This is a genomic window from Pseudomonas sp. RL_105y_Pfl2_101 (genome assembly GCF_963970585.1).
Classification (GTDB): Bacteria; Pseudomonadota; Gammaproteobacteria; order Pseudomonadales; family Pseudomonadaceae; genus Aquipseudomonas.
Genome location: NZ_CAXAPG010000008.1, coordinates 47,221 through 70,645 on the forward strand (window position 1 = coordinate 47,221; position 23,425 = coordinate 70,645).

At 61.4% G+C, this 23,425-nt stretch carries 19 protein-coding genes; 10 read left to right on the plus strand and 9 right to left on the minus strand.

What is annotated here, in order from left to right; all coding sequences use genetic code 11:
• Positions 1-144 precede the first annotated feature (144 nt).
• The 3 genes from amn to AACY31_RS11755 form a co-directional block, all read right to left on the minus strand.
• A complete protein-coding gene (gene amn, locus AACY31_RS11745; RefSeq protein ID WP_339481969.1) occupies positions 145-1,644 on the minus strand; it encodes an AMP nucleosidase in 1,500 nt (499 codons plus the stop codon).
• A gap of 253 nt (positions 1,645-1,897) precedes the next feature.
• A complete protein-coding gene (locus AACY31_RS11750; protein ID WP_339504499.1) occupies positions 1,898-3,547 on the minus strand; it encodes an acyl-CoA dehydrogenase family protein in 1,650 nt (549 codons plus the stop codon).
• A 71-nt stretch (positions 3,548-3,618) separates the two neighbouring features.
• Complete coding sequence (locus tag AACY31_RS11755) at positions 3,619-6,003, minus strand: hybrid sensor histidine kinase/response regulator (RefSeq protein WP_339481914.1); 2,385 nt, start codon at positions 6,001-6,003, stop codon at positions 3,619-3,621.
• 303 nt (positions 6,004-6,306) lie between these two features.
• On the opposite strand from AACY31_RS11755, the gene AACY31_RS11760 reads away from it, so the two are divergent.
• From AACY31_RS11760 to hemL, 3 genes are read left to right on the plus strand one after another with little or no spacing between them, the layout of a single operon-like run.
• Positions 6,307-7,104, plus strand: coding sequence for a hydroxymethylpyrimidine/phosphomethylpyrimidine kinase (locus AACY31_RS11760; protein WP_339481912.1), 798 nt, complete (start codon positions 6,307-6,309; stop codon positions 7,102-7,104).
• Between the two features lie 17 nt (positions 7,105-7,121).
• Positions 7,122-7,748 carry a thiamine phosphate synthase gene (thiE, locus tag AACY31_RS11765; protein ID WP_339481910.1) on the plus strand — a complete coding sequence of 209 codons (627 nt, stop codon included), beginning with the start codon at positions 7,122-7,124 and terminating at the stop codon, positions 7,746-7,748.
• A gap of 28 nt (positions 7,749-7,776) precedes the next feature.
• A complete protein-coding gene (gene hemL / locus AACY31_RS11770) occupies positions 7,777-9,060 on the plus strand; it encodes a glutamate-1-semialdehyde 2,1-aminomutase (RefSeq protein ID WP_339504501.1) in 1,284 nt (427 codons plus the stop codon).
• A gap of 353 nt (positions 9,061-9,413) precedes the next feature.
• Here hemL and AACY31_RS11775 read toward each other — a convergent pair whose 3' ends face one another.
• From AACY31_RS11775 to AACY31_RS11785, 3 genes are read right to left on the minus strand one after another with little or no spacing between them, the layout of a single operon-like run.
• Positions 9,414-10,175 carry an RHS repeat-associated core domain-containing protein gene (locus AACY31_RS11775; protein ID WP_445261536.1) on the minus strand — a complete coding sequence of 254 codons (762 nt, stop codon included), beginning with the start codon at positions 10,173-10,175 and terminating at the stop codon, positions 9,414-9,416.
• On the minus strand, positions 10,127-10,903 hold the full coding sequence (locus AACY31_RS11780; RefSeq protein ID WP_339492465.1) for a hypothetical protein: 777 nt from the start codon (positions 10,901-10,903) through the stop codon (positions 10,127-10,129). Before AACY31_RS11780 ends, AACY31_RS11775 begins: the two co-directional genes overlap by 49 nt.
• Positions 10,843-12,045: a hypothetical protein gene (locus tag AACY31_RS11785; protein WP_339504503.1), complete on the minus strand. Its 1,203-nt coding sequence runs from the start codon at positions 12,043-12,045 to the stop codon at positions 10,843-10,845. The genes AACY31_RS11780 and AACY31_RS11785 overlap by 61 nt, the downstream gene beginning before the upstream one ends.
• A gap of 476 nt (positions 12,046-12,521) precedes the next feature.
• Between AACY31_RS11785 and AACY31_RS11790 the strand changes: the two genes are divergently transcribed.
• Positions 12,522-13,076: a tetratricopeptide repeat protein gene (locus AACY31_RS11790; RefSeq protein WP_003205863.1), complete on the plus strand. Its 555-nt coding sequence runs from the start codon at positions 12,522-12,524 to the stop codon at positions 13,074-13,076.
• A 151-nt stretch (positions 13,077-13,227) separates the two neighbouring features.
• Here the strand turns inward: AACY31_RS11790 and AACY31_RS11795 are convergent, their stop codons facing one another.
• The gene (locus AACY31_RS11795; RefSeq protein ID WP_003185742.1) at positions 13,228-13,557 is read right to left on the minus strand and encodes a DUF1820 family protein; all 330 of its coding nucleotides are present in this window, start codon (positions 13,555-13,557) and stop codon (positions 13,228-13,230) included.
• Positions 13,558-13,690: 133 nt separating this feature from the next.
• Between AACY31_RS11795 and miaB the strand changes: the two genes are divergently transcribed.
• The 5 genes from miaB (at position 13,691) to lnt (ending at position 19,119) form a co-directional block, all read left to right on the plus strand.
• Positions 13,691-15,019 (plus strand): tRNA (N6-isopentenyl adenosine(37)-C2)-methylthiotransferase MiaB, encoded by a 1,329-nt coding sequence (gene miaB, locus AACY31_RS11800; protein WP_339481903.1) that lies wholly within the window; start codon positions 13,691-13,693, stop codon positions 15,017-15,019.
• Between the two features lie 207 nt (positions 15,020-15,226).
• The gene (locus tag AACY31_RS11805) at positions 15,227-16,237 is read left to right on the plus strand and encodes a PhoH family protein (protein WP_339481902.1); all 1,011 of its coding nucleotides are present in this window, start codon (positions 15,227-15,229) and stop codon (positions 16,235-16,237) included.
• Complete coding sequence (gene ybeY / locus AACY31_RS11810; protein WP_053125636.1) at positions 16,230-16,688, plus strand: rRNA maturation RNase YbeY; 459 nt, start codon at positions 16,230-16,232, stop codon at positions 16,686-16,688. Before AACY31_RS11805 ends, ybeY begins: the two co-directional genes overlap by 8 nt.
• A 40-nt stretch (positions 16,689-16,728) precedes the next feature.
• The gene (locus AACY31_RS11815; protein WP_339481901.1) at positions 16,729-17,568 is read left to right on the plus strand and encodes an HlyC/CorC family transporter; all 840 of its coding nucleotides are present in this window, start codon (positions 16,729-16,731) and stop codon (positions 17,566-17,568) included.
• A gap of 27 nt (positions 17,569-17,595) precedes the next feature.
• Positions 17,596-19,119, plus strand: a complete 1,524-nt coding sequence (gene lnt / locus AACY31_RS11820; protein ID WP_339481899.1) for an apolipoprotein N-acyltransferase — start codon at positions 17,596-17,598, stop codon at positions 19,117-19,119.
• Positions 19,120-19,301: 182 nt separating this feature from the next.
• Here lnt and AACY31_RS11825 read toward each other — a convergent pair whose 3' ends face one another.
• Together AACY31_RS11825 and AACY31_RS11830 are read right to left on the minus strand one after the other, a co-directional pair.
• The gene (locus AACY31_RS11825) at positions 19,302-20,063 is read right to left on the minus strand and encodes a YdcF family protein (RefSeq protein WP_339481897.1); all 762 of its coding nucleotides are present in this window, start codon (positions 20,061-20,063) and stop codon (positions 19,302-19,304) included.
• Positions 20,064-20,166: 103 nt separating this feature from the next.
• Positions 20,167-20,487, minus strand: coding sequence for a hypothetical protein (locus AACY31_RS11830; RefSeq protein ID WP_339481895.1), 321 nt, complete (start codon positions 20,485-20,487; stop codon positions 20,167-20,169).
• Between the two features lie 303 nt (positions 20,488-20,790).
• On the opposite strand from AACY31_RS11830, the gene leuS reads away from it, so the two are divergent.
• Positions 20,791-23,397 carry a leucine--tRNA ligase gene (gene leuS / locus AACY31_RS11835; RefSeq protein WP_339481894.1) on the plus strand — a complete coding sequence of 869 codons (2,607 nt, stop codon included), beginning with the start codon at positions 20,791-20,793 and terminating at the stop codon, positions 23,395-23,397.
• Positions 23,398-23,425 lie beyond the last annotated feature (28 nt).

Here is a 23,425-nt window from a genome sequence, read left to right on the forward strand (position 1 = left end):
GGGGTGGAGGCTGGAAGCTTCGCGCCAGGACGACGGGAAGCAGGGCGTGGAGGACGGGGCATGGCGAATACAACATCTAACGGTCTGGGCCGACCATGCTAGTGGCCCGACCGTTAAATAACCACCATCCCCTTCAACGGGGCATCAGCGGAACGGCGGCTCGTCGAAGCTGCGCAGCTTGCGCGAATGCAACGAGTTGAGTTCGGTACGCAACAGGTCCAACGCCTCGATGCCGATCTTCAGGTGCTGGTTGACCGCTCGTTCATAGAACGCGTTGGCCGAGCCCGGCAGCTTGATTTCGCTGTGCAGCGGTTTGTCTGAAACGCAAAGCAAGGTGCCGTAAGGCACCCGCAGGCGATAGCCCTGGGCGGCGATGGTGCCGCTTTCCATGTCCACCGCTACCGCGCGGGACAGGTTGATCAGCGGACGCTCCTGGGCCCAGCGCAGCTCCCAGTTGCGGTCGTCGTAGGTGAGCACGGTGCCGGTGCGCAGGCGTTTTTTCAGCTCGTCGCCCTTTTCGCCGGTGATGTTCGCCGCGGCCTGTTGAAGCGCCATCTGCACTTCGGCCAGGGCCGGAATCGGAATGTTCGGCGGCACCACCCGGTCAAGAATGCCATCGCGGCGCATGTAGGCGTGGGCCAGCACGTAGTCACCGATCGTCTGGGACTGCCGCAGCCCGCCGCAGTGGCCGATCATCAGCCAGCAATGTGGGCGCAACACGGCCAGGTGGTCGGTGATGTTCTTGGCGTTGGAAGGACCGACACCGATGTTCACCAGGGTCACGCCATGACCATCATTGGTCTGCAGGTGATAGGCCGGCATCTGGTAGCGGTGCCAGACCACACCGGCGGCGATGGCCGACGCTTCGCCGTGCTCCATGTTCTTGTCGATGATCACGTTGCCCGGCAGGACCATGCGCACAAAGCGCGGGTCGCTGCGCAGTTGCTCCAGGCCATGGACGATGAACTGGTCGACATAGCGGTGGTAGTTGGTCAGCAGGATCCACGGCTGCACATGGCGCCAGTCGCTGCCGGTGTAATGCACCAGCCGGCGCAGGGAAAAGTCCACCCGCGCGGCGTCGAACAGCGCCAGGGGCAACGGGTCGGTGTTTTCCCAGTCATAGAGGCCGTCGGCAATGCCATCGGTGGCGGCCGACAGATCAGTGCTGGGGAATACCCGCGCCAGCACGGCGGCGGTCACGCCGGAGCCGGCCAGTTCGTCGCCCTGCTCCACCACGTACGGGTACGGAATGTTCTGCTCGCTGACGCCCACTTCCACGGTGACGGTAAAGTCGTGCATCAGCGGGACCAACTGTTCCAACAGGTATTTACGGAAGGCCGTGGGATGGGTGACGGTGACGCTGTAGGTGCCGGGCAATTGAACCTTGGCATAGGCACGCGTGGTTTGCGGGACTTCGCCGTGGCAGTGATAGGTCAGGCGCAAGGCGGGATAGCGAAACAACGCACGCTGCTCGGCATCCGGCTCGACGCGGTCCTTGAGATAACGCATCAGCGCCTGGTTCAACGCGGTGGTCGCACGCGCGTGCAGGGCCGCCAGACGATCCACGGCTTGCTCGGCGGTTTGAACGACAATAAACGCTTCGGTCACGATCAGCTTCCTGTGTTCTGACTTGCAGGCCTTCATCTTGCCTGCATCGCCGCCCGACGGGAACAGTGGCGTAGTGGACTCGCTTGCGCCCTTGATCTCAGCAGCCCCTAAACTGCCATCACCGCTCCCACCCTGATCGCCGCGGGTCGCAGAATCTTCATTCAACGCACATCCCCTGTGGGAGCGAGCCTGCTCGCGAAAGCGGTGTATCAGTCAGCACACTATTGAATGTGCCGATCCCTTCGCGAGCAGGCTGCTCCCACAGGGTCATGTGTCGACCCCGGGCTTCTTAGAAGCCGTGCGCAGTGGAGCGCGTCACGATCGTCTCGACATTCAAGCCTCGAGGCAAGGCTCCGTACACCCGGCCGACCGAACCCAGGCGACTGGCGATGAAGGCATCGCTGATATCGCTGTTCCCCGCCTCGAGCAACAGCTTGGCTTGCAAGCCAACGGCGATGTCTTCGGTCAATTGCCGGGCGCGGTACTGGATGTCGCCGGTGTCCTTGAACGCAGCGTGCAGTTGATGGATGTGGGCAGCCAGGCGCTTGTCGCCGTGGCCGTCGCCCAACTCGCTGAACAATACCTCCAGCACACCCGGCTCCTTGGACAAGGCGCGCAGCACATCGAGGCATTGCACGTTGCCGGAGCCCTCCCACGTCGAGTTGACCGGCGCTTCGCGGTACAGGCGCGGCAGGATGCTGTCTTCGACGTAGCCGGCACCGCCCATGCATTCGGCGGCTTCGTTGATCATCGCGGGGGCGCGCTTGCAGATCCAGTACTTGCCCACCGCCGTCACCAGCCGGGCGAACTTGGCCTCATGTTCGTCATTCAAGTGATCCAGTGCCTGGCCCATGCGCAGGCTCAAGGCCAGCGCGGACTCGCTTTCCAGCGCCAGGTCAGCCAGGACGTTTTGCATCAGCGGCTGTTCACTCAACAACTTGCCACCGACCTTGCGGTGCGCGCAGTGATGGCTGGCCTGGGTCAGCGCCTGGCGCATCAGGGCGCTGGAGCCGACCATGCAATCGAAACGGGTCATGGCGACCATCTCGATGATCGTCGGCACACCTCGGCCCTCCTCACCCACCATCCAGGCCAGCGCGCCACGGAACTCGACTTCGCTGGACGCGTTGGAACAGTTGCCCAGTTTGTTCTTCAGCCGTTGGATGTAGAACTGATTGCGGGTGTCGTCGGGGCGATGGCGCGGCAACAGGAAACAGGTCAGGCCTTTGTCGGTCTGGGCCAAAGTGAGGAAGGCATCGCACATCGGCGCCGAACAGAACCATTTGTGCCCGACCAGTTCATAGGCCTGGCCGGGGCCGCTGGTGCCCACTGGATAGGCCTTGGTGGTGTTGGCCCGCACATCGGTGCCGCCCTGTTTTTCGGTCATCGCCATGCCCAGGGTCACCCCGGCCTTGTGGGCCATGCCGACGTTACGCGGGTCGTACTCGGTGGCCAGCACCTTTGGCACCCAGCGCTCGGCCAGGTCCGGCTGCAAGCGCAGCGCCGGCACGCTGGCGAAGGTCATGGTCAGGGGGCAGCCGGTGCCGGCTTCGGCCTGGCTGTGCAGATAGGTCATCGAGGCACGGGCGACATGCGCGCCAGGCTGCGGATGCGTCCAAGGCAAACTGGGCAGGCCGTGCTCGACGGCGGTGCGCATCAACTGGTGATAAGCGGGATGGAATTCCACCAGGTCGATGCGATGGCCGTAACGGTCATGGCTGGAGAACATCGGTTTGTTCTGGTTGGCCAGGAAGCCCGCCTCCATCAACGGCCCGCCGGCCAGCGCCCCATACGCATCGATCCGCGCCTGTGCCCAGCCCGCCCCAAAGCGCTGCGACCACTGCTGTAGCGGTAAGTCGATGCGGTACAGGTTGGCGCCATCCAGGGACGGTGGCTGATTGGTGACGTCGTGGGTTTCAGCGAACTGGTGCAGGTTCATGACAGGGCTCCTCGATCGGCCAGGGATTCAGTTAAGCACCGCCTCCAGGCCGAACAAAGTGTCATATACGCCTAAATGTCGGCACTTTCACCCTGCCTCGGGCAAAGCACGCGACGCTGGAGCATCGCCTGCAGCGCCTCGAATTTCACCGGTTTGCTCAAGTAATCGATCGGCGCGCCCGAGGGACAGCACTCGCGCCCCACGTTCGGGCTGACCACCAGCACCGGCAGTTCCTCGCAGCCTGACAAGGTGTGGATCTGGCAGCAGAGCGACACACCGTCCAGCGGCGGCAACTGGCAATCAAGCAGCACCGCATCAAAGCGCTCGCCGTGCAGCAGATCCAGCGCAGCGGCACCACTGTCGGCCGTGCGTACCCGATAACCAAGCTTGAGCAACATGCCGCGCATGACCAACTGATCGATGCTGTTGTCATCGGCCAGTAGCACCGTGCATTCCTGCGGCAGGCGCGAGCCTTGGCGGCTACCGAAGGAAAACGGCGTCGGGACGGCCGCTGGCAACGCCACGTCAAACGCCACGTCCAACTGAAAACGGCTGCCACGACCGGGCTCGGAGGTGTGGATCAGGCGTCCGCCCAGCAGCTCCACCAGTTGCCGACAAATGGCCAGACCCACGCCAAGGCCGCCGTATTCGCGGGTCATCGAACCGTCGAGTTGGAAGAAGCGCTGGTACAAGGTCGCTTCCCCCAGATCGGTAAAACCGATTCCGGTGTCGATGACAGCAAAGGACAGCACCAGTCGATCAAGCGCCGTCGGCCTGCCGCTGACTCGCAGGGCCAGACCGCCAACCCGGGTGAACTTGATGGCGTTGTCCAGCAGGCACTCCAGGCTCTGGGCCAGTTTGCCGCTGTCGCCGTGCAACCGGTCCGCCAGGCCTGGGGACACGTCGACCTTGAAGTCCAGGCCCTTGGCCGCCGCATTGGCGCCGAACTGCACCTGCAGCGCATCGACCATCCCACGCAGGCTGAACGGTGCCGGATAGACCTTGAGTTTGCCGGCCTGCAACTCCGTCAGGGTGAGGATGCCGTTGACCATGCGCATCATGTCCCGCGCCGAACCGGCGGCGGTCTGTTGATACTGGGTCAGTTCCTCGTCCATCTCGACGGTTTCCATCAGCTCAAGGGAACCGATCACACCATTCATCGGCGTGCGCAGTTCATGCGTCAGGGTGGCGAGGAATTCATCCTTGAGCTTGTTGCCGTGGGCCAGTTGCTGGTTGAGCACTTCGAGTTTCTGCCCAGCATCCAACAGGGTCTGGGCCTGCTGTTCGCGCATGGCATTGATGCGGTCGGCCAAGGCCAGGGACAGCAGCGCCACTTCGATGGCCGAGCCGATCTGGCTGGCGTACATGGTCAGGAAGACGTTCGGCAGGTAGCCGAGCACCATCAACGTATTGACGATGCCCCCCAGCAGGAACGCCGACCAGGCAATGATGAAGTAACGCGCCACTCGCAGGCCACGCCACCAGGCAAACAACCCGGCGGCAAAGATCGCCACCGTGAACAGCAGTGCCAACACCGTCGCCAGGCGCAGCGCCAGGGCATAACTGGTCATCAGCGACAGGCCGACCACCATCGCGCTGTAGGCGATCAGCGCCAGCAGCAGGCGGTCCAGCCAACGACTATGCTGGGCGGTTTGCAGGAAACTGCGGGCGAACTGGCTGCCAAACAGGCCCGCGCAGCCGATGAAGAACGGCGTCGCGGCGTTGGCCCACCAGGGGTTATCCGGCCAGAAGTACTCCACGGCGGCACCGTTGACCGACAACTGGTACAGGCCGAACGCGGCAATATAGAAGATGTAATAGAGGTAGCTGGTATCACGCACGCTCAGGTAGATGAACAGGTTGTAGACCAGCATCCCCAGCAGCACGCCATAGATGATCCCCAGTACATACAAACGCTCTGGCTGTTGTTCGAGATAAGCGGTGCTCGACCACAGCGTCAGCGGCGCCTGGATCGAACCCTGGCTTTGCAGGCGCAGGTAGAGGGTCTGCTGTTGTTCGGGTTTGAAAGCCAGGCTGAACAGGTAGTTGTTCTGGCGGATCTCGCGGCTGCTGAACGGCAACGCATCACCGGTCTGGCGAACCAGGCGATAGGCCCCCGCCGCATCGGGCAGGTACAAGTCGAGGTGGTCCAGCGGCGGGTACGCCAGCTCCAGCAACCAGGTACGCTGGGCGTCCGGATTTTCGGGGCGGTACTGCAGGTCGATTTTCAACCAGAAAGCTGATCGCGAGTAACCGGCGTTCAGGGTGGTTTGATCGTGGGGTTTGAAAGCACCGGCGCCAGCCTGGGCCTGGACCTCATCGATGGTGGCCGTGCCGCCTGCATCTTCGAACACCTGCAGGGCATGGCCCAAGGGCAGGTTGTGGGTGAATTCATCGAATTCGAGAGCACTTGCCAGAGGGGACAAGCACAGCAACAACATCAGCAAATAGCGCATTTAAGCCCCAGCGCGGCCTGTCCGGTTGAGTCAGGAAGCCCCCCATTCCCTGAGTAGACGTAAAACCGGCATGACCTGTTATGAGTTGGATCCACCTTTAGCATAGCCGCTGATGGCCAATTTGCACCATTGAAATTTTTCCTACCAAAGGCTCTAGGACGGGCGTCTCAGAGAAAAGCCTTGAGATAGAGCTGTTGCCTTGGTCAGGTTGGCAACTGGCGGGCCAATGTGGCCAGCCACTCACTACAAAACCCTCAGCGTCCGACCACCGATAAAACAGGTTTGGTGGTAAGCTCGCGCACCATGAATATCTACAGCTCACGCCCCGTTGTCCTCTGTCTCTCCGGCCACGACCCCAGTGGTGGCGCCGGTTTGCAGGCAGATATCGAAGCCCTGCTTGCCCAGGGTTGTCATGCCGCCCCCGCCGTTACCGCACTGACCGTGCAAGACACCGTCAACGTCAGCGATTTCCGGGTGCTCGACCGAGAGTGGGTGCTGGCACAAGCCAATGCCGTGCTCAACGATGCCCAGGTGGCGGCGGTCAAGCTGGGGATGCTTGGCTCACTTGAAATGGTCGACACGGTGGTCGAACTGCTCCAGGCGCATCCGCACCTGCCCATGGTCTGCGACCCGGTGCTGCGCGCCGGCGGTGGCGGGCGCCTGGGCAAGGATGAGGTCGGCTACGCCATGCGCGAACGCCTGCTGCCCCTGGCAATCATCGCCACCCCCAACCTGCCTGAAGCACGCATCCTCGCCGAACTGCCCGAAGGCAGCGCCGACGAGTGCGCGGACAAACTGCTGCCCTTCGTCAAACACCTGTTGATCACCGGTGGTCACGGCGACGAACATGAAGTCCATAATCGCCTGTACAGCCGCGACGGCGCGCGCGAAACCTTTACCTGCCAGCGCTTGCCCGGCAGCTACCACGGCTCCGGCTGCACCCTGGCCAGCGCCCTCGCCGGTCGGCTGGCCCAGGGCGAACAGCTCGCCAGCGCTGTCAAGACAGCACTGGATTACACCTGGCGCACCTTGCGCGATGCCGAACAACTGGGCAAAGGCCAGTTCGTCCCGCGTCGCCTACCGCTGGATTTCTGCTCGTAGTACCGGAGGCCTGTGAAATGAAATTACGTGGCCTTTACGCCATCACCGATAGCCAATTGCTGGCCGGCAAATTCCTCGCTTATGTGGAAGCGGCGCTGGAAGGTGGCGTCACCCTGCTGCAATACCGCGACAAAACCAGCGACGAGGCTCGCCGCCTGCGGGAAGCCGAAGCACTGCGCAACCTGTGCGAGCGCTACAAGACCCAGTTGATCATCAACGATGACGCCGAACTGGCCGCACGCCTGGGCGTCGGTGTGCACCTGGGACAAACTGATGGCCCGTTGGCACCCGTGCGGGCATTGCTCGGGCACAAGGCAATCGTCGGCGCCACCTGCCACGCCAGCCTGGCACTGGCCGAACAAGCCGCCAGCGAAGGCGCCAGTTATGTCGCGTTCGGGCGTTTCTTCAATTCCAACACCAAGCCCGGCGCCCCCAGCGCAAACCTTGAACTGCTCGAACAGGCGCACATCAAACTGCATATTCCGGTGTGCGCCATTGGCGGCATCACCCTGGACAACGCCGCTCCGCTGGTGGCCCATGGGGTCAACCTGCTGGCGGTGGTCCACGGTCTGTTCGGTGCCGACAGCACCACTGAAGTGACGCGCCGTGCCCGCGCCTTCAACGAGCTGCTGCAGATCAAATAGTCCATTTTCCGTTTTCGAGAGCCCAACCATGTCCCGTTCCGAAACCCTGTTTGCCAATGCCCAGAAACACATCCCCGGCGGCGTGAACTCGCCTGTTCGTGCGTTCAAGAGCGTCGGCGGCACCCCGCTGTTCTTCAAGCACGCCGAAGGCGCGTACGTCACCGACGAAGACGACAAACGCTATGTGGATTACGTCGGTTCCTGGGGCCCGATGATCCTCGGCCACAGCCATCCGGACGTGCTGGATGCGGTGCGCAAGCAACTGGTACACGGCCTCTCCTACGGCGCCCCGACCGCGATGGAAACCGAGATGGCCGACCTGGTCTGCTCGATCGTGCCGTCGATGGAAATGGTGCGCATGGTCAGCTCCGGCACCGAAGCGACCATGAGCGCGATCCGCTTGGCGCGGGGTTTCACCGGTCGCGACAGCATCATCAAGTTCGAGGGCTGCTACCACGGCCACTCCGACAGCCTGCTGGTCAAGGCCGGCTCCGGCGCACTGACCCAGGGCGTGCCGAGCTCGGCCGGCGTACCGGCAGCGTTCGCCAAACACACCCTGACCCTGCCGTTCAACAACCTCGAAGCCGTCGAGAAGATGCTCGGCGAAGTCGGCCAGGAAGTGGCGTGCATCATCGTCGAACCGGTGGCCGGCAACATGAACTGCGTGCCGCCGGCACCGGGTTTCCTCGAAGGCCTGCGCAGCCTGTGCGACCAGCATGGCGTGGTGTTGATTTTCGACGAAGTGATGACCGGTTTCCGCGTGGCCCTCGGTGGCGCCCAGGCCCATTACGGCGTCACGCCGGACCTGAGCACCTTCGGCAAGATCATCGGCGGCGGCATGCCGGTGGGCTGCTTCGGCGGCAAGCGCAACATCATGGAATGCATCGCGCCGCTGGGCCCGGTCTACCAGGCCGGCACGCTGTCGGGCAACCCACTGGCCATGGCCGCTGGCCTGACCACCCTGCGCCTGATCAGCCGCCCGGGTTTCCACGCCGAACTGACCGACTACACCACCCGCCTGCTCGACGGCTTGCAAGTTCGCGCTGATGCGGCCGGCATTCCGTTCGTGACCACCCAGGCCGGCGGCATGTTCGGCCTGTACTTCAGTGGCGCCGATGACATCGTCACCTTCGAAGACGTGATGGCCAGCGACGCTGGCCGGTTCAAGCGCTTCTTCCACCTGATGCTCGACGGCGGCGTGTACCTGGCCCCGAGCGCATTCGAAGCCGGCTTCACTTCCACCGCCCATGGCGAGACCGAGCTGAAGATCACCCTCGATGCGGCCGAACGGGCCTTTGCGGCGCTGAAGTAGGAGCGCCGCTTATTGATGTGCCCTCACCCCAGCTCAGATTGGTGTTGCGCGCCAGTCTGTCTCCGGACAATAGTGTCCCTTGACACAGCAGCGGTCCTCCAGTGAAGCCGCTGCCCGGGGCGTTAGTGTTCGAAGCGTCAACCCTGCCCTTACCAAGGCAGTTGAACTGTATGAAGTAGTTTTCCGGCACTGAATATTCGGCACTCAAACAAACTCATCCTAGGACCTAACTCGATTGGTCACAAAGTTCTGGTATTTTTCACGTCGAATAGCCTGCTTGGAATCTGCGAACGACAAAAGCGTCGTCGCGTAAGCGAACGAATCGGCATTTTTATAAGCTAATTGACGGAAATCTATTGCTCCGCCGCCCTTAAGCCTCTCCTTGTATGCGTCAAGCTGATCCTCTGAACAACCTGCCCTTGTGGAAGCTCATATAAAGAGCTTGGATCCATGCCGCTCAAGACCTTCCCGTAGACATAGTCTTCGGTGCCTGCCGCCGCATGCGAAAACTCATGAATGATCGTTTGAGCCATAAAGTCCTTATCTGTGATCTGACGCTGTTCTTGCCATTTTTCCCTATTGGCTTGTAAGAACCTGGCCCCTTTATAATCTTTCAGATCGACCTTCTTTTCGCTGATAAAGCCCCGTTTCTCCATCCACGAAAGCTCTTTGGATTGCTCTGCAGTTCGGTCCATGCCCTGCCGATAGATCCTGAAATTTTGATATTCCTTCTGATCTATCTGGGCAACTGTCGTCAGACCTTCTCGCCAAGGAATCTCCTTAAAGTCACGCGACACGTTCGTGTCTTCCATAAGTGCTTGAACTTTTCCGAGATCTTCTTTCCACTGCATCCTTCGTTCAGGAGACGAATCACCGAAAAATAAATTCATCACCATTCCAATTTCGGGGCTGCTGCCCGCCTCCAGAATTTCAATCGTCTTGCCGACTATCTTTTGGGCGTCGCTCTTGGCTTGATCAACAGCCCGTATAAATGGATTGAACAGTGGAGCCAAGCCCTCCCCGTCGCGCAACGACACGGGATTATTCTGAACCATTCTGTAAAGATTCAGCCCATCAACCGCCCCGGCCGGATCAGGATTGATCCATCTTTGCAACCACGGGGCGTAATACCTGAGCCGTAGTAGGAGAGCCCTGTGGCGTCACGCTCCTGGCCCGAATAACGAATCACCTTATACTTCGCTTCAGTGGCATTTTGCGCCGCCCGCCAGGCCGTGCCGCCATACGGGTAGTAACCCTCCCGGCTCATCAACCGGGCCTGGGCATCGAGTTCCAGCACCGCACTGCCCAGGTGGTCGTCCATCTCATAGCGCAATTGGTCGTTGTGGATGTCCTGCGGGAGCCCCGCGTGCCAGCGCAGCGCCCGCACCCGGGCCCGTCCGGCCGACGTCGTGACCACATCCAGCACCTCCCCCGTGACCGAATCGGTCCTTAGCTCCAGCCCCGGCAGATAGCGCACCTCGGAGACGTGGGTGATTGCCCGCGCCTGGCGCAGGATAATCTTGCGCACTCGCCAGTTGCCGCCGTCATAGGCATAGCGTTCCCGGTCCGTCGGGCCATCCTGGCGCGACAGTTGGGTCGCTTGCTTCAACTGGTTACGCACGTCCCACGCTAGTGGCTGGCCCTCCAGGCTCTGTAGATTGCCATTGGCATCGAAAACCGCCTCGATATCCGGTTCGGGGCTGTCCTGTGGCCAGGGCAGGCTGCGATTGCTGGCGGGGGCTATGGCCATGCGCCGGGTCCAGTTCTGCTGGCCCTGATGTGTCAGTAACGTGAGATTGCCGCCGGCATCGTAGGCATAGCGTTCGTTGTAAGGTGTGAGCACGCCAGGGTCCGCACCGCCGGGAGCGGAATGATTCCCGGCAATCCGGGGCCAACGCCGGCGCTGGGGCTCTCGCGGCCCGAAGCCTCGATCAATTGGTACAGGCTGTCGTAGGCATAGGTGCTCACTCCGTCGGTCTTGCGGTTGGCGAAGTAGGCATTCGTCACGGTAGCGTCCTCGATGCGTAGCACATTACCCACCGGATCGTAGCCATAGCCGAGCGACTGCAGACGGATCCCGTCAGGGCGGCTGGTCATCAGGTGTAGCAGGCGGCCGTCGGACGGACGGTAGGTGGCGGTGCTTCGTACGCCATTGCCCGCTGACTGGGACTCGACCTGGCCGAAAGCGTTGTAAGCCAGTTCATGCACCAGGCATAGCTCAACACCACCCGAGAAGGTCAGCGCGCTTTCCCTGAGCTGACCCGCGACCGTGTAAGCCTGGCGCTGCTTGTGACCGCGCGCATCGACCTGCGTAAGCACCGCACCGAATGCGTCATGGGTCCAAGCCGTGGTATAGACCTCAGGCTCGAGCAGCGCATCACGCGAGATCTCGTCCTCGGCCCAGTCGGGGGTTTCCAACGTCTGCAGGAAAGCACGACTCTCGGCCAGTGCCTGACCCCGCATGCCATAGTCGGGCCAGTGTCTTGTGCCAGCCGGGTCGTCGTGGCGCAGCACTTGACCGCAACGGTTTCTGTCGGCTTCCGAAGGGCCACCATAGGTCAGGCGCTCTACACAACACTCGGGCTCGCCCGCCGCCTGTTCATACACCGCCACCGGGCGAAGCAAGCTATCGTAATCGGTGCGGACGTGGTTACCGCATCCGTCCCAGACCTGATGTGCCTGCCCGGCCTCACTCAACAAGGCCACCCGCCAGCCCGCATCTACACTGTCACTAGACAACACCTGTCCTGAAAGGCTGTGGATCGCAACCTGATTGGCCGGCACCACCTGACCTGTCTCCTGTAATGCCCACAATCGTGCATCCCACTGCGCCACTGGCCGCCCGACAGCGTCGAATGCTTGGCGCTCCACCCGTGCCTCGGCTACCTCAGCCACCTCCGCGCGACAGTAGCGCACCGTGCGTGACGGCAGGCCTCGCGGGTCGATGGCTGTGAGGGTCGGGGTATGGTGATGCAAACCAGTCATAGCCAAAACTCCGCTCCAAGTTACCAACAGGCGCGGCTGCCTGGCGGTTCGCCTGGGGCCGCCACATAGAGAATGCGTGGAATGTGTCCTCTCACATGCGTTGTCGGTGCTGCCTTCGCTGCCATGGCACCAATCTACAATCCGCCGGTTCAACTCTCCAGAGTTAAGCTAGCAAAGGGTAAAAAGTGTCGCTACTGTCAGATCTATCAGGTCTGGCCTAGAGCGCGAACAGGTAATGGTAGGCGATCATTCAGGTAAGTCAGTGACGACTGACCCAGCCTGACACCGAAATTGATTATCTCTTCTTCAACATCCCTGCCTTTTCCTACATATTCGTCTAGCAAATGGTCGCTGCGATTCCCTCGCAGCAGAAAAACGAGTAAAGACTTTGTAAGGATGGCCCTGCTTATTTCATAATGCGCGCTTATTGGATCCCCCGGAGGGTCCGCGCGCCCCTCAGAGGTAAGTCGATTCCCATGAACCGCACCGGCCGCACCCTTGCCTTGGGCTGCCTGTTGCTCCTTCAGCCCCTGCTCGCGAATGCACAGGCAGGCGGTAACTCGTTGTTGATCCCGGCGCTGGGCCGTTGCACGCTCAATACCCAGCCACAAGATCTCGCACCGGCACTCGACGCCTGTCAAAAAGCGGCGGACGCAGGTGATGCACAAGCGCAATACGAGTTGGGCGAGTTCTACTACGAAGGCAAGGCTGCACCGCGCGACCTCAAAAAAGCCCTCGACTACTTCGAAAAAGCCTCACTGCAAGGCCATGCCCAGGCGCAATTCAAGCTCGGCGGCATGTTCTTCCATGGCGAAGGCGTGCCAGCCAACAACGTCCAGGCCTACATCGTCCTGAAAATGGCCGCGGTCAATGGCGCCGAAGAAGCCCTGGATACCGCCGACGAAGTCGCCGAGCAAATGCCCCGCGACGAACTGGAAGTGGCAACCCAAGTGCTGGGGCAGATCTTTCGCAAATACCTGATGGAATTGCAGAACGCCGATGGGCGTACGCCCTTCTCGCCACTGCCCTGAATCGCACAGCCTGGCCCCTGTAGGAGCTGTCGAGTGTAACGAGGCTGCGATCTTTCCACTGGCAATTGAGTCGAGAGCGAAAGATCAAGATCAAAAGATCGCAGGCTTCGCCAGCGCCTACAGGGCCTGACGCAGGAACAAAAAATATTTCCTACTTCTCAGGCATCGGCATCGGAAACGGCATCACATTGCCGACCGCTCCGCGGGCTTCGCTGATTTTCGGGGTGCCCAGGCGTTCGACTTCGTCGATACGCACGATCGAATGCATCGGCACGAAGCTGCGCACCACGCCTTCGAACTGCGCCTTGAGCTTTTCCTCGCTCGGGTCGACGACCACTTGCGTGCGCTCGCCAAAGACGAATTCTTCCACTTCCAGGAAACCCCACAGATCACTTTGATAGATCTGCTTGGCGTACATTTCGAACACCTGGCCCTGGTTGAGGAAAATCACCTTGTAGATTGGAGCTTCACGTTTGGTCATGGCTGGCGAAACACATCGGCGGGTAAAAATGAGGGCGCGAACTATAGCATAGCCACTGCTCGCACAGCGGTGGGAACCCAGGGACTTGTTCTCTATAATGCGCGGTTCTTTGAATCACGTGATGATCCCGTCCATGGCCAAGAAGCTTTACATCGAAACCCACGGTTGCCAGATGAACGAGTACGACAGCTCGCGCATGGTCGATCTGCTGGGTGAACACCAGGCCCTGGAAGTCACCGCCCGCGCTGAAGACGCGGACGTGATCCTGCTCAACACCTGCTCGATTCGCGAACGCGCCCAGGACCGGGTGTATTCCCAGCTCGGCCGCTGGCGCGAACTGAAGTTGGCCAACCCGGAAATGGTCATCGCCGTGGGCGGTTGCGTGGCCAGCCAGGAAGGCGCGGCCATTCGTGATCGTGCGCCGTACGTGGACGTGGTCTTTGGCCCGCAGACCTTGCACCGCCTGCCGGAGATGATCGACGCCGCCCGCAGCACCAAGCTGCCGCAAGTGGACGTCTCGTTCCCGGAAATCGAAAAATTCGACCACCTGCCCGAACCGCGCATCGACGGCCCAAGTGCCTACGTGTCGGTGATGGAAGGTTGCAGCAAGTACTGCACGTTCTGCGTGGTGCCCTACACCCGCGGCGAAGAAGTCAGCCGGCCGTTCGACGACGTGATCGCCGAGATCATCCACCTGGCGGAACACGGCGTGCGTGAAGTGACCCTGCTGGGGCAGAACGTCAACGGCTATCGTGGTCTGACCCATGACGGGCGCCTGGCGGACCTCGCCGAACTGATCCGCGTCGTGGCGGCAGTGGATGGCATCGACCGCATCCGCTACACCACGTCCCATCCGCTGGAGTTCTCCGACAGCCTGATCCAGGCCCACGCCGACGTCCCCGAACTGGTCAAGCACCTGCACCTGCCAGTGCAATCGGGTTCCGACCGGATCCTTGCGGCCATGAAACGCAACCACACGGCCCTTGAGTACAAATCCAAGCTGCGCAAGTTGCGTGCGGCAGTACCGGGAATCTGCATCAGCTCGGACTTTATCGTCGGCTTCCCTGGCGAAACCGAGAAAGACTTCCAGCAGACCATGAAACTGATCGAAGACGTGGGCTTCGACTTCTCCTATTCCTTCGTCTACAGCCAGCGCCCTGGCACCCCGGCGGCCGACCTGGCCGACGAAACCCCGGAAGAACTGAAAAAGGAACGGCTCAACGCCTTGCAGCATCGCCTCAATCAGCAAGGTTTCGAGATCAGCCGACAAATGGTCGGCTCCGTCCAGCGGATTCTGGTGACCGATTACTCGAAAAAGGACCCGGGCGAGTTGCAAGGACGGACCGAAAACAACCGCATCGTCAACTTCCGCTGCGACACCCCGGCCCTGATCGGCCAGTTCGCCGACGTGCACATCGACGCCGCGCAACCGCACTCCCTGCGCGGTTCGCTGATCCAGTAACTCCCCAATTCCCTGTGAAAGCAGAACTTGTGGGAGCAAGGCTTGCCCGCGATACAGGCGCCTCAATTCCTGAGGGACCGAGTTGCACTCATCGCGGGCAAGCCTTGCTCCCACAAGATCGCTCGGTTTATTAAGAGCTTTCGCACCCAGCCTACTGGCGTTATCCTTGATTTCACCTTAATTGCCCCCGGGCGGCTAAAAACGACCTTGAACGCACCCATCGAACCACATCGCTTTATTCTCGAGCCCTTTGAGGCTCGCCGCTTCGCCAATCTGTGCGGGCAATTCGACGAGCACCTGCGCTTGATCGAACAGCGCCTGGCCATCGAGATCCGCAACCGCGGAAACCAGTTCGAACTGATCGGCGAACCCAAGCACACCACCTCCGCGGAAAACCTGCTACGCCGTCTCTACCGGGAAACCAAGGGGAGCGAGTTGTCGCCGGATACGGTCCACCTGTTCCTGCAGGAGTCGGCTGTCGAGGAACTCGACAACCCCGCCCCGTCGGAACCTGCCGTGGCCCTGCGCACGAAAAAAGGTATGATTCGCCCTCGCGGCTTGAATCAGCAGCGCTACGTGAAGGAAATCCTGGGCAACGACATCAACTTCGGCATCGGCCCAGCCGGTACCGGCAAGACCTACCTGGCCGTGGCCTGCGCCGTCGATGCACTGGAACGTGAACAGGTGCGGCGCATCCTGCTGGTACGCCCGGCGGTCGAAGCGGGTGAAAAACTCGGCTTCCTGCCCGGCGACCTGGCCCAGAAGATCGATCCGTACCTGCGCCCGCTCTATGACGCGCTGTATGAAATGCTCGGCTTCGAATACGTCGCCAAGCTGATCGAGCGCCAAGTCATCGAGGTCGCGCCGCTGGCCTACATGCGTGGTCGTACGCTGAACAACAGCTTCATCATCCTCGACGAAAGCCAGAACACCACGGTCGAACAGATGAAAATGTTCCTGACCCGCATCGGCTTCGGCTCCACCGCCGTCATCACCGGGGACATCACCCAGGTCGACCTGCCCCGTGGCACCAAGTCCGGGCTGAACCATGTGATCCAGGTCCTCAAGGACGTGCCGGGCATCAGCTTCACGCACTTCATGCCCAAGGACGTCGTGCGCCATCCGTTGGTGCAACGCATTGTCGAAGCCTACGAGCGTTTCGAGAATCGCGCCGATGAAGATTCGGTCGAAAGCAAAGGCAATCGCCACAATGCTTGAACTCGACCTGCAAGTGGCCTGCGAACACGCCGCCCCCAGCGAAGCCCAGTTCCGCCAATGGTGCGAACTGGCCCTGCGCCAGCGCAGCGCCGACTCGGAACTGACGATCCGCCTGGTGGACGAGCCCGAGGGCCGTGAACTGAACCACACCTGGCGGCAGAAAGACTACGCCACCAACGTGCTGTCGTTCCCCGCCGATGTGCCCGACGAACTGCTTGATATCCCGCTACTGGGCGACCTGGTGATTTGTGTCCCGGTGGTGGAGCGTGAAGCGGCGGAACAAGACAAACCCCCTGAGGCCCACTGGGCCCATCTGGTGATTCACGGCTGCTTGCATCTACTGGGTTACGACCATATAGAAGATGACGAAGCCGAAGAAATGGAAGCTCTGGAACGAACGTTGCTTGCAGAGCTGGGTCATCCCGACCCCTACGCCGGCGACGAACACTGATACATCAACCTGTAACGACAAAGGATTCAGAGTAATCGCTATGAGCGAAGATCGATCGAGCAACGGGCAGAAGTCATGGCTGGGCAAGCTCACCCAGGCTTTTGCCCATGAGCCGAAGAACCGCCAGGAGCTGCTGGAGCTGCTGCGCGACGCACACCAGAACAAACTGCTGGACAGCGAAGCGCTGGCCATCGTCGAAGGCGCCATCCAGGTCGCTGACCTGCAAGTCCGGGACATCATGGTCCCGCGCTCGCAGATGGTCAGCATCAAGGCGACCCAGACCCCTCGCGAATTTTTGCCCGCCGTGGTCGACTCCGCTCACTCGCGCTACCCGGTCGTCGGCGAGAGCCATGACGACGTCATGGGCGTGCTACTGGCCAAGGACCTGCTGCCGTTGATCCTTCAGGAAAACGGCGACCGCTTCAACATCAAGGACCTGTTGCGCCCGGCCACCTTCGTGCCCGAGTCCAAGCGACTGAACGTGCTGTTGCGTGAATTTCGCGCCAACCACAACCACATGGCCATCGTCATCGACGAATACGGCGGCGTGGCCGGCCTGGTCACCATCGAAGACGTGCTCGAGCAGATTGTCGGCGACATCGAGGACGAGCACGACGTCGAGGAAGACAGCTACATCAAGCCCCTGCCCAGCGGCGACTTCCTGATCAAGGCCCTGACGCCGATCGAGAACTTCAACGAATTCTTCGACAGCCAATTCTCCGACGATGAATTCGACACCGTCGGCGGCCTGGTGATGAGTGCTTTCGGGCACCTGCCCAAGCGCAACGAAACCACGGAAATCGGCTCCTGGCGCTTCCGCATCCTGAATGCCGACAGCCGTCGGATTCACTTGCTGCGCCTGTCGCCCATTGGCCGATAACCCCTGCGAGACCCGCTAAGGACAAAAATGCGCTGGATAACCCGCCCCGGCTGGCCCGGTAACCTGCTGGCCATGGCGGCCGGTGCGATCACCACCCTGGCCTTGGCGCCGTTCGACCTCTGGCCGCTGGCATTGCTGGCGGTCGGTTTGTTCTACGCCGGGTTGCGCGAACTCTCGCCGCGCCAGGCCTTGGGCCGTGGCTGGTGTTTCGGTTTTGGCCTGTTTGGTGCCGGCACCAGTTGGATCTACGTCAGTATCCATAACTTCGGCGGCGCCTCGGTGCTGCTCGCCGGGTTGTTGATGCTGCTGTTCATCGCCGCCATCGCCTGGTTCTTCGCCCTGCCCGCCTGGCTGTGGGCGCGCTGGCTGCGCCGTAACGAGGCCCCACTGGCCGATGCCCTGGCGTTCGCCGCGTTGTGGTTGGGCCAGGAAGCCTTCCGCGGCTGGTTCCTCACCGGCTTCCCCTGGCTGTATTCCGGCTACAGCCAACTCGACGGCCCGCTGGCCGGCCTCGCGCCGCTGGGCGGAATGTGGCTGATCTCCTTCACCCTGGCCCTGACCGCCGCGCTGCTGTACAACGCGCCCCGGTTGATCCGCACCGCACGTAAAGGTTTTATCGCCGCGGGCGTGCTGCTGCTGATCGGCCCATGGGTGGCTGGCATGGCATTCAAGGGTCACGCCTGGACCAGTCCTTCGGGCGACCCGCTGAGCGTCGCGGCGATCCAGGGCAACATCGAACAAAACATGAAGTGGGACCCCGAGCAGCTCAACGCGCAGTTGGCGCTGTACCGCGACATGAGCTTCGCCTCCAAGCGCGTCGACCTGCTGATCTGGCCGGAAACCGCGGTGCCGGTACTCAAGGAGTCTGCCCAAGGCTACCTGGACACGATGGGCAACTTCGCCGCCGAGCGACAGTCGGCGTTGATTACCGGTGTGCCGATTCGCCAACTGGTACGCCACGAGAAGCGCTATTACAACGGCATCACCGTGACCGGCGAAGGGGACGGTACCTACCTGAAGCAAAAACTCGTGCCATTTGGCGAATACGTACCACTACAGGACATCCTGCGCGGCCTGATCGCCTTCTTCGACCTGCCCATGTCGGACTTCGCCCGGGGCCCGGCCGACCAGCCACTGCTGCAAGCCAAGGGTTACCAGATCGCGCCGTTCATCTGCTATGAAGTGGTCTACCCGGAATTTGCCGCCGGCCTCTCGGCGCGCAGCGACCTGTTGCTGACCATCAGCAACGACACCTGGTTCGGCACCTCGATCGGCCCGTTGCAGCACCTGCAAATGGCGCAGATGCGCGCCCTGGAAGCCGGCCGCTGGATGATCCGTGCCACCAACAACGGCGTGACCGGCCTGATCAACCCCTTTGGCCAGATCACCGCGCAGATCCCACAATTCGAGCGCGGCATCCTGTACGGCGAAGTGGTGCCGATGCACGGCCTGACGCCGTACCTGCAATGGCGCTCGTGGCCGCTGATCATCTTGTGCGTATTGCTGCTGGGCTGGGCGTTGATGGCGAGCCGGATGGCCAGGACGGTTTAAGGTTTTCGATAATCCTTGCTCCTGCTGGACTCTGTAGGAGCTGCCGAAGGCTGCGATCTTTTGATCTTTCGCTCCAGGATTCAATTGGCTGGGGGAAGATCGCAGCCTCGTTGCACTCGGCAGCTCCTACGCAGCTCCACAGGTGCGTTCCAGCGGGATAATTCCACTTGCCGCAACACCGCTCAGCGGTAAAACAACCGATACCCCACCAGCCCCACCGTTTCATTCATCAACTGCCCGGATTGCCAGATCGACTTGAACTCCGGCATCCAACCGCCCAGTGGCCGGGCATTGTCCTGTCCCAGGAAACCCACCGGCGCCGGCACCACTTCAAACCCCGCGCGTTCAAAACTCCAGACCGACCGCGGCATGTGCCAGGCCTGAGTGACCACCACGACCCGCTTGATGCCTTCCGGCAACAGGATCTCGGCGCTCATCTGGGCGTTTTCCCAGGTGGTGCGGCTACGTCCTTCCTGCCAGCGCACGTTGACGCCGAAATCATCCAGCATCGAGTCGGCCATCAACTTGGCCTCGCTGGGCGGGGTGCCGTAGTGCAAGCCCCCAGTGGTCAACACGGGCAAGCCCGAAGCCTTGGCCAATCGCGCCGCATAACGCTGGCGCTCAAGGCCGACACCGGTGGGTTGGTCGCCCCCCCAGGCCAGGTCACCGCGCTCGCGACCGGAACCCAGTACCACGATGGCGTCGGCACGCTGGGCCAGGGTCGCCCATTCACTGCGCAGCAGCGGCGGCTCACGCTCCAATGCGTTGGCGCTCCACTGCACCACCACCGGCAGGCTCATCAACCAGAAACCGCCCAGGCCCACGGCGAAACACAGCCGGGCCAGGCGCGGCCGTGAATGGCGCCACCACCAGGCGAGCGCCAATAGCAGCAAAAGAATGCCGGGCGGCAATAAAAGTTGTTTGATGAAATAGCGAAACGGCATCGGGCATCTCCATAGATGCCCGAAGCCTAAGTGGGTTGACGCAAAGCGACAACAGATTCGAAAAAGCCTTGAACCAAAAAAAGCGACAAACGTGAATCCGGCTTTACTTAAACTGCAGCGACCGGACCTTTACAGCATCCTTATCAGGCGTCCGGTCCTTGAGCCACACAACCTTGGCCGAACGGGGCGCGTCTAGACGCTTGAGTGCCTGGGCCCCTGTGGTGGGGGGTTGATGTCCGGCCTGTTCGAGGTAGGCCTTGACCAGTTCGAACTCTGCGGGGCTCAAGCCTCGCAGTTCCAGCTCTACCGGGCGCTCATCACGCAAGCGACCGGCGGTTCTTGCAGCGTCCAGGGCCACCCCAAGACGATCGATCAGTTTTTCGTACAACTCAGGTGTAGCGACTTTTCGTTGTGATTCAACCATCCCTCACCTCATTGAAGATAAGACTCACTCCCCATTGAGAAGCGTAGCTTCGCTGGGCAAACCGGCAGGGCGCCGCGACCAACGGCCCTGAACACGGGTCATTGCCGCTGATCGGCAATGGCTCAGCGGTGGTTCGGCAGCAATCAGGGTTTCCCTCGGTAGAGCGCGGTCATGTATGCTACGGCGCTTCCTGTAACTCCACTTCCAGCTTGGCTGGGCATCGAAAACGCCGCATGTGGCGTCGTCTGCGTCCAGCATGGCAACGAAGAGGATTGGGCCACCCCATTCAGTACAAAAGTAGCCATGCACGAACACTACCAGCCCCTTGAAATCGAAGCCGCCGCCCAGTCGTTCTGGGACGAGCAAAAGTCCTTTGAAGTCAGTGAACAGCCAGGCAAGGAGACGTACTACTGCCTGTCGATGTTCCCTTACCCCAGCGGCAAGCTACACATGGGGCACGTGCGCAACTACACCATCGGCGACGTGATCTCCCGCTACCAGCGCATGCAAGGCAAGAACGTCCTGCAACCCATGGGTTGGGACGCCTTCGGCATGCCGGCGGAAAACGCCGCGATGAAGAACAACGTAGCCCCCGCCAAGTGGACCTACGAAAACATCGCCTACATGAAAACCCAGCTGCGCAGCCTGGGCCTGGCGGTGGATTGGTCCCGCGAGGTCACCACCTGCAAACCCGACTACTACCGCTGGGAACAATGGCTGTTCACCCGCCTGTTCGAAAAAGGCGTGATCTACCGCAAGAACGGTACCGTGAACTGGGACCCGGTGGACCAGACCGTACTGGCCAACGAGCAAGTGATCGACGGTCGCGGCTGGCGCTCCGGCGCGCTGATCGAAAAGCGCGAAATCCCGATGTACTACTTCAAGATCACCGCCTACGCGGATGAACTCCTGGAGAGTCTCGACGAGCTGACCGGCTGGCCCGAGCAGGTCAAGACCATGCAGCGCAACTGGATCGGCAAGTCCCGGGGCATGGAAGTACAGTTCCCGTACGACGTCGCCTCCATTGGCGAAGCCGGCACCCTGAAAGTCTTCACCACCCGCCCGGACACGCTGATGGGCGCCACCTATGTGGCCGTGGCCGCCGAGCATCCGCTGGCCACCCTGGCGGCACAGAACAACCCTGAGCTGCAGGCGTTCATCGCCGAATGCAAGGGCGGCAGCGTCGCCGAAGCCGACGTCGCCACCCAAGAGAAAAAAGGCCTGCCAACCTCGCTGTTCGTCGAGCACCCGCTCACCGGTGAGAAACTGCCGGTCTGGGTCGCCAACTACGTACTGATGCACTACGGCGACGGCGCGGTAATGGCAGTCCCCGCCCACGACGAGCGCGATTTCGAATTCGCCCACAAGTACAACCTGCCGGTCAAAGCCGTGGTGCGTACCAGCGCCGGCGACCAGACCCCGGAACCTTGGCAAGACGCCTATGGCGAACATGGCGAGCTGATCAACTCCGGAGCGTTCAACGACCTGGATTTCCCCGGCGCGTTCGATGCCATCGAAGTTGCCCTGATCAAGAAAAACCTCGGCACCTCGCGCACCCAGTTCCGCCTGCGGGACTGGGGCATCAGCCGCCAGCGTTACTGGGGCTGCCCGATCCCGATCGTGCATTGCGACACCTGCGGTGACGTTCCGGTGCCGGAAGATCAACTGCCCGTGGTCCTGCCGGAAGACGTCGTACCTGACGGCGCCGGTTCACCCCTGGCGCGCATGCCCGAGTTCTATGAGTGCAGTTGCCCGAAATGCGGCGCACCGGCCAAGCGTGAAACCGACACCATGGACACCTTCGTCGAGTCCTCCTGGTACTACGCGCGCTACGCCTCGCCGCACTATCAAGGCGGCCTGGTGGAAAAATCCGCGGCTGACCACTGGTTGCCGGTGGACCAGTACATCGGCGGTATCGAACACGCCATTCTCCACCTGCTCTACGCACGCTTCTTCCACAAGCTGATGCGTGACGAAGGCCTGGTGAGCTCCAACGAGCCGTTCAAGAACCTGCTGACCCAAGGCATGGTGATCGCCGAGACCTACTATCGTCGTGAAGCCAACGGTGCCTACACCTGGTTCAACCCGAGCGATGTCGAACTCGAACGCGACAGCAAAGCCAAGGTCATCAGCGCCAAGCTGATCGCCGACGGCCTGCCGGTGGAAATTGGCGGCACCGAGAAAATGGCCAAGTCGAAGAACAACGGCGTCGACCCACAGTCGATGATCGACCAGTTCGGCGCAGACACCTGCCGCCTGTTCATGATGTTCGCCTCACCACCTGACATGAGCGCAGAGTGGTCCGATTCAGGCGTCGAGGGCTCGCACCGTTTCCTCAAGCGCGTCTGGCGCCTGGCTCAAGCCCACGTCACCCTGGGTCTGCCGGGCAAACTGGACGTCGCCAGCCTGAACGACGAGCAGAAAGCCATTCGCCGCTCGATCCACCTGGCCATCAAGCAAGCCAGCCATGACGTCGGCCAGAACCACAAATTCAACACCGCCATCGCCCAGGTGATGACGCTGATGAACGTGCTGGAAAAAGCCGCGCAAGGCACCGAGCAGGATCGCGCACTGGTTCACGAAGGCCTGGAGGCCGTGACGTTGCTGCTGGCGCCGATCACCCCACACATCAGCCACGCGCTGTGGAATCAACTGGGTCACGCCGACCCGGTGATTGACGCACGCTGGCCGGTGGTGGACGAAACCGCGTTGGTGCAGGACAGCCTGACCCTGGTCATCCAGGTCAACGGCAAGCTGCGCGGCCAGATCGAAATGCCGGCCGCCGCCACTCGCGAAGAAATCGAAGCCGCTGCGCGAGCGAATGAAAACGTGCTGCGCTTCGTCGATGGCCTGACGATTCGCAAAGTGATCGTCGTGCCCGGCAAGCTGGTCAACATCGTCGCAAGCTAATTGGATCGGGTGCAAGGCTTGAGCCTGG

What these genes read in the sequence shown, in the direction of transcription:
- AACY31_RS11825 (WP_339481897.1), bottom strand. Translation starts at nt 20,063, where the DNA reads ATGCCGTTTCGCTATTTCATCAAACAACTTTTATTGCCGCCCGGCATT.
- AACY31_RS11760 (WP_339481912.1), top strand. Translation starts at nt 6,307, where the DNA reads ATGAATATCTACAGCTCACGCCCCGTTGTCCTCTGTCTCTCCGGCCAC.
- AACY31_RS11755 (WP_339481914.1), bottom strand. Translation starts at nt 6,003, where the DNA reads ATGCGCTATTTGCTGATGTTGTTGCTGTGCTTGTCCCCTCTGGCAAGT.
- AACY31_RS11815 (WP_339481901.1), top strand. Translation starts at nt 16,729, where the DNA reads ATGAGCGAAGATCGATCGAGCAACGGGCAGAAGTCATGGCTGGGCAAG.
- AACY31_RS11830 (WP_339481895.1), bottom strand. Translation starts at nt 20,487, where the DNA reads ATGGTTGAATCACAACGAAAAGTCGCTACACCTGAGTTGTACGAAAAA.
- thiE (WP_339481910.1), top strand. Translation starts at nt 7,122, where the DNA reads ATGAAATTACGTGGCCTTTACGCCATCACCGATAGCCAATTGCTGGCC.
- hemL (WP_339504501.1), top strand. Translation starts at nt 7,777, where the DNA reads ATGTCCCGTTCCGAAACCCTGTTTGCCAATGCCCAGAAACACATCCCC.
- AACY31_RS11790 (WP_003205863.1), top strand. Translation starts at nt 12,522, where the DNA reads ATGAACCGCACCGGCCGCACCCTTGCCTTGGGCTGCCTGTTGCTCCTT.
- amn (WP_339481969.1), bottom strand. Translation starts at nt 1,644, where the DNA reads ATGAAGGCCTGCAAGTCAGAACACAGGAAGCTGATCGTGACCGAAGCG.
- leuS (WP_339481894.1), top strand. Translation starts at nt 20,791, where the DNA reads ATGCACGAACACTACCAGCCCCTTGAAATCGAAGCCGCCGCCCAGTCG.
- AACY31_RS11795 (WP_003185742.1), bottom strand. Translation starts at nt 13,557, where the DNA reads ATGACCAAACGTGAAGCTCCAATCTACAAGGTGATTTTCCTCAACCAG.
- miaB (WP_339481903.1), top strand. Translation starts at nt 13,691, where the DNA reads ATGGCCAAGAAGCTTTACATCGAAACCCACGGTTGCCAGATGAACGAG.
- AACY31_RS11785 (WP_339504503.1), bottom strand. Translation starts at nt 12,045, where the DNA reads ATGACTGGTTTGCATCACCATACCCCGACCCTCACAGCCATCGACCCG.
- ybeY (WP_053125636.1), top strand. Translation starts at nt 16,230, where the DNA reads ATGCTTGAACTCGACCTGCAAGTGGCCTGCGAACACGCCGCCCCCAGC.
- AACY31_RS11750 (WP_339504499.1), bottom strand. Translation starts at nt 3,547, where the DNA reads ATGAACCTGCACCAGTTCGCTGAAACCCACGACGTCACCAATCAGCCA.
- lnt (WP_339481899.1), top strand. Translation starts at nt 17,596, where the DNA reads ATGCGCTGGATAACCCGCCCCGGCTGGCCCGGTAACCTGCTGGCCATG.